Below are 4,930 nucleotides of genomic sequence, written 5' to 3'. Positions count from 1 at the left end.
AGGGGCGTCACGCCCCTGCTGGGTCCAGGGCAAAGCCCTGGCCGCCGGAGGCAAAAAGCCCCTACCCCCGAACCAACCGCACCAATTCCTCCACATGTGCGATCGGCGTGAACCGATCGATCCCATGCCCGAGGTTCAGAATATGCGGCCGCCCGCGCATGGCCTCGCGCACATCCGCCACGGCCCGGCGCAGCGCTTCGCCCCCGGCCTTCAAGGCCAGGGGGTCGACATTCCCCTGCAAGGGCAGCGAATCCGGCGTGTTCGCCACCACGAAGCGCAGATCGGTCGCCTCATCCACGCACAAGGCGGAAACCCCGGTCTCCCGCGCATAGGCGGGCGCCTTCTCGCCCGCGCCGCGCGGGAAGCCCAGCACCGGCACGCCCGGATGCCGCTTGCGCAACTCGTCCACCAGCCAGGCGGTGGGCGCCACCACCCAGCGCTCGAACTCCTGCACGGCCAGGCTCCCGGCCCAACTGTCGAACAGCATCAGCGCGTCGGCACCGCCATCCACCTGCCCGGAAAGATAGTGCAGCGTTTCCCGCGCGATGGCATCGATCAGCGCCTGGAACCGCGCCGGGTCGGCATAGGCCATCAGCCGCGCGTCGGCCTGGTCCTTCGATCCTCCGCCGGCCACCATATAGGTCGCCACCGTGTAGGGCGAACCGGCGAATCCGAACAAGGCCTTGTCCGCCGCCAGCTCGGCGCGCGCCTTGCGCGCCGTCTCCCACACCGGCAGATAACGGCTCCGCTCCGGCTGCAAGTCCTCCAGCCGCGCGGCCTTCAGCGGCGGCGCCAGCCGAGGACCCTCACCTTCCGCAAAGCCCAGATCCTGCCCCATCGCCCAGGGCACGATCAGGATGTCGGAAAACAGGATCGCCACGTCGAAGCCGAAGCGCCGGATCGGCTGCATCGTCACCTCGCAGGCGGCGTCGCTGTCGGTCGCCAGCGCCAGGAAGCTGCCCTTCTCCGCCCGCAGCTGCAGATATTCGGGCAGGTAGCGCCCGGCCTGGCGCATCATCCAGAAGGGCGGCGGGTCGACGGCTTGGCCGGACAGCACGGTAAGGGCAGCGTTCATGCCCCCCCGCTTATCGGCCCCCCGTGCGGCGCGCAAATCCGCGGCGGTTTCTTCAGAACAAGTAAAAGATTTATATAGATTTGATGACAGTAGTGGGCCTGTGAGTCCCGTGGATCGTTTTTTGTCCACAGGCCAATCCACATGGCGGGGCATTTCCAAGTTTCTGGACTTGCCCATGGAATCGCGCTTTTCCAACCCTTGTGGATAGGCCCTGGAAATTGCTCCACATGCGGAAAAACCATGCGGAATCCCGCGCGAACTCCGGGACGATTGCACCAGCCCCGCCCTTCACCCCGCTTTTCCATCGATTCGTGCCGGCTTTCGGCCCGCTTTTCCGCCGTTTTTTCCACAGGCGTCGCCGCCGCTCTGGATTATGACAATCGGCCGGGGCATGGGAGCAGGCGTGACCCGCCTGCATCTCCATCTCGTCTCGGATTCCACCGGCGAAACGCTGGAAAGCCTGGTGAAGGCCGGCCTCGCGCAATTCTCCGGCGTCGACGCCGTCAAGCATTACTGGCCGATGGTCCGCTCCGAAGGCCATCTGGACCGGGTGCTGGAGGAAGTCGCCCGCGTCCCCGGGCTCATCCTCTACACCCTCGTCGCCCGCTCCGTCCGCGAACGCCTGGAAAACCGCTGCGCCGCGCTCGGCCTCCCCGTCATCGCCGTCATGGACCCGGTCATCGCCGGCCTCGAACGCATGCTCGGCACCCGCGCCGCCTCTCGCCCCGGCGGCCAGCACCGCATGGACGCCGCCTATTTCGGCCGCATAGACGCCATCCACTGGACCATGGACCACGACGACGGTCTGATGCCGCACGAATGGGAGGACGCCGACCTCGTCCTCGTCGGCGTCAGCCGCTCCAGCAAGACCCCCACCTCCGTCTATCTGGCGAACCGCGGCTACCGCGTCGCCAACATGCCCTTCGTCCCCACCCGCCCCCTTCCGCCCGAACTCTTCGAGCTGAAAAAGCCCCTGGTCGTCGGCCTGACCGTCTCCGTCGAGCGCCTGAGCCAGGTCCGCCGCGCCCGGATGCTGGGCGAAAACGCCGCCCAGTTCGGCGCCAACTACACGGACCCGGAAACCATAGCCCGCGAAGTCGCCGCCGCCCGCCGCCTCTTCGCCGACCGGGGCTGGCCGGCCATAGACGTGACGAGGCGAAGCATAGAAGAAACCGCCGCGGAGCTGGTGAACATGCTCAGCATGCGCGGCGTAACCGGCCGATGAGCCGGACAATCAGCTCGTGGAGCCTCCGGCGGCCAGGGCTTTGCCCTGGACCCAGCAGGGGAATGTTTCCCCTGCACCCCCTGTTCTCGACGCAGCGCCAAACCGGCCGAGCCGTTCAGACAACCAACCTTCCACCCCGTCCCCCCGGGCTTGACCCGGGGTCACGAATGGCCATTGCCGATCAAACCCCCCAACACAGCCGCGCCCGCAACCGGTTCCGATTGCCTGCGGCGCTCGAACCACCCAGCGCCGCAGGCCATAAACCCTCCCATCAGCCCAACCCCGCCGCACACCCCGAGAACCGGGGGTGCAGGGGCGTCACGCCCCTGCTGGGTCCAGGGCAAAGCCCTGGCCGCCGGAGGCAATGAATGCTGATCCTCGCCAGCGAATCCGCCTCCCGCAAATCCATGCTGACGGCAGCGGGTGTCACCTACACCTCCCACCCCGCCCGCATAGACGAATCCGGAATCACCGAGGAGCTGCGCGGCCACCCGGTCCGCGACGTCGCCGACCGTCTGGCCGAACTGAAGGCCCGCAAGGTCAGCCAGCAGCATCCGGGCGCTTTCGTCCTTGGCAGCGATTCCATGCTGGAGATAGAGCGCGGCCGCTGGCTGGAAAAACCCTGCAGCCTCGAAGGGCTCAGAATGCAGCTCCGCGAACTGGAAGGCCGCGCGCACCGGCTGATTTCCGCGGCGGTGATCGCGCGCGACGGCGAGCCGCTCTGGCGGCATGTGGAAGTCGCCCGCCTCACGGTCCGCCGGTTCAGCGAGGACTGGCTGGAGGCGTATGTCGCCGCCTGCGGCGAGCAGGTTCTTGGCAGCGTCGGCGGCTATCATCTGGAGGGTCTGGGCGCGCAGCTTTTCACGAAGATCGAAGGCGACCAGTTCACCGTGCGCGGCCTGCCGCTGCTGGCGGTGCTCGGCTGGCTCAGGGAAGCGGGGGAGTTGCAGGTTTGAGGTTCGCGGAGGTGATCGGCGACCCGATCGCGCATTCGAAATCGCCGTTGATCCACGATTTCTGGATTCGCGCGCTGGGTCTGCGGGCGGAGTATCGCGCCGTGCATGTCAAGGCGGCGGACCTCGCCGATTATTTCCGCTCGAGGCGTCTCGACTCGGAGTGGGCGGGCTGCAACGTGACCATGCCGCACAAGGAAGCGGTGCTGGCGCATGTCGATGAAGCGGACGAGCTTGCGGCGCGGTTGAACGCCGCCAACACCATCGTCAGGCGCCCGGATGGCCTGCTGGTGGCGGGCAACACCGATGTGGATGGTGTCGCGGAACCGCTCTCCAGGCACCGGATCGGCGATTATCCCGATCATGTGGCGACTTATGTGCAGATCATTGGCGCCGGCGGCGCGGCCCGCGCGGCCGTGTTGGGGGCCGTGAAAGCAGGTTATGGCGATTTCGACATCTTCAACCGCTCTCCCGCCAGAGCCGACGTCCTGGCGCAACTGGCAGGCTCGCCCTTTGGCAAAGGCCATCCGCTGGAATCGCTGGGACCTGTTCGCAACCCGACGGACGGCGCCTCCGAGCAGCGCTACAGCCATATCCTGATCAATGCCACCAGCATGGGCATGCACGGCGAAAACCCGGTGCCCGTGGATCTCTCCGCCTATTATCCCGACACCATCGTTTTCGACATGGTCTATTCCCCTCTGGAAACCTCGCTGCTCGCCCAGGCTGTAGCCCATGGTCTGCGCACGATAGACGGCCTGGAAATGCTGATCGGCCAGGCGGCCATCGCCTTCGAACGCTTCTTCGGCGCCGCCCCCCCGCGCGACCGCGACCCGGAACTGCGCCAACTGCTGCTGAGGGAAGCGAAATGAAGCCCAGGCGCCCCATCGTCATCGGCCTGACCGGCTCCATCGGCATGGGCAAGTCGAAGGTCGCGAGCAAGTTCCGCCACCTCGGGCTTCCGGTCTTCGACGCCGACGCCGCCGTGCGCGAAGTGCAAGGCCCGGGCGGCGTCGCCCTCCCGGCGATCGAAGCCGCCTTCCCCGGCACCACCGGCCCCGCCGGCGTGGACCGGGCAAAACTCGGAGCCGCCGTCTTCGGCAACCCGGAGGCCCTCAGGAAGCTGGAAAAGATAGTCCACCCGGCCGTCGGCGAACTGCAACGGCGCTTCCGCCGCAAGCACCGCGGCCGCCGCGCCATCGTGCTCGACATCCCGCTGCTGCTGGAGGGCGAAGGCTGGAAAACCGTCGACCTCATCGCCGTCGTCTCCGCCCCCTTCCATGTCCAGCGCGCCCGCGTCCTCGCCCGCCCCGGCATGACGCGCGAAAAGTTCCACAACGTCCTGAAGCACCAGATGCCCGACGCGCGGAAGCGGCGACTGGCGGACGTGGTGATCGAAACCGGCCGGGGCCGGCTCCTTACCTTCCGAACCGTCCGCGCCATCGCCCGAGCGTCGCTGGGCAGCCGTATAAGCTGAAGTCGTCCAGCCTGGGGAGCCTCCGGCGGCCAGGGCTTTGCCCTGGACCCAGCAGGGGAATGTTTCCCCTGCACCTCCTATTCTCGACGCAGCGCCAGACCGGCCGAGCCGTTCAGACAACCAACCTCCCACCCCGTCCCCCCGGGCTTGACCCGGGGTCCAGCTTCTGAGCGGGCACGGCGGTGGAGGCGGAAAGCTGG

At 67.4% G+C, this 4,930-nt stretch carries 5 protein-coding genes; 4 read left to right on the top strand and 1 reads right to left on the bottom strand.

What is annotated here, in order from left to right:
• Positions 1-61: 61 nt before the first annotated feature.
• A complete protein-coding gene (gene hemE / locus L6Q21_RS16470) occupies positions 62-1,075 on the bottom strand; it encodes a uroporphyrinogen decarboxylase (protein ID WP_237831843.1) in 1,014 nt (337 codons plus the stop codon).
• A 373-nt stretch (positions 1,076-1,448) separates the two neighbouring features.
• On the opposite strand from hemE, the gene L6Q21_RS16465 reads away from it, so the two are divergent.
• The 4 genes from L6Q21_RS16465 (at position 1,449) to coaE (ending at position 4,730) form a co-directional block, all read left to right on the top strand.
• Positions 1,449-2,300, top strand: a complete 852-nt coding sequence (locus L6Q21_RS16465; protein ID WP_237831842.1) for a pyruvate, water dikinase regulatory protein — start codon at positions 1,449-1,451, stop codon at positions 2,298-2,300.
• Positions 2,301-2,668: 368 nt separating this feature from the next.
• On the top strand, positions 2,669-3,256 hold the full coding sequence (locus L6Q21_RS16460; RefSeq protein WP_237831841.1) for a Maf family protein: 588 nt from the start codon (positions 2,669-2,671) through the stop codon (positions 3,254-3,256).
• Complete coding sequence (locus L6Q21_RS16455; protein WP_237831840.1) at positions 3,253-4,125, top strand: shikimate dehydrogenase family protein; 873 nt, start codon at positions 3,253-3,255, stop codon at positions 4,123-4,125. Before L6Q21_RS16460 ends, L6Q21_RS16455 begins: the two co-directional genes overlap by 4 nt.
• On the top strand, positions 4,122-4,730 hold the full coding sequence (gene coaE, locus L6Q21_RS16450) for a dephospho-CoA kinase (RefSeq protein ID WP_237831839.1): 609 nt from the start codon (positions 4,122-4,124) through the stop codon (positions 4,728-4,730). The genes L6Q21_RS16455 and coaE overlap by 4 nt, the downstream gene beginning before the upstream one ends.
• The last annotated feature ends 200 nt before the right edge of the window (positions 4,731-4,930 follow it).

The organism is Sandaracinobacteroides sayramensis (assembly GCF_022014495.1).
Taxonomy (GTDB): Bacteria; Pseudomonadota; Alphaproteobacteria; order Sphingomonadales; family Sphingomonadaceae; genus Sandaracinobacteroides; species Sandaracinobacteroides sayramense.
The sequence above is the reverse complement of the archived record's forward strand: the minus strand, read 5'-3'. Positions and strand labels throughout refer to the sequence as shown.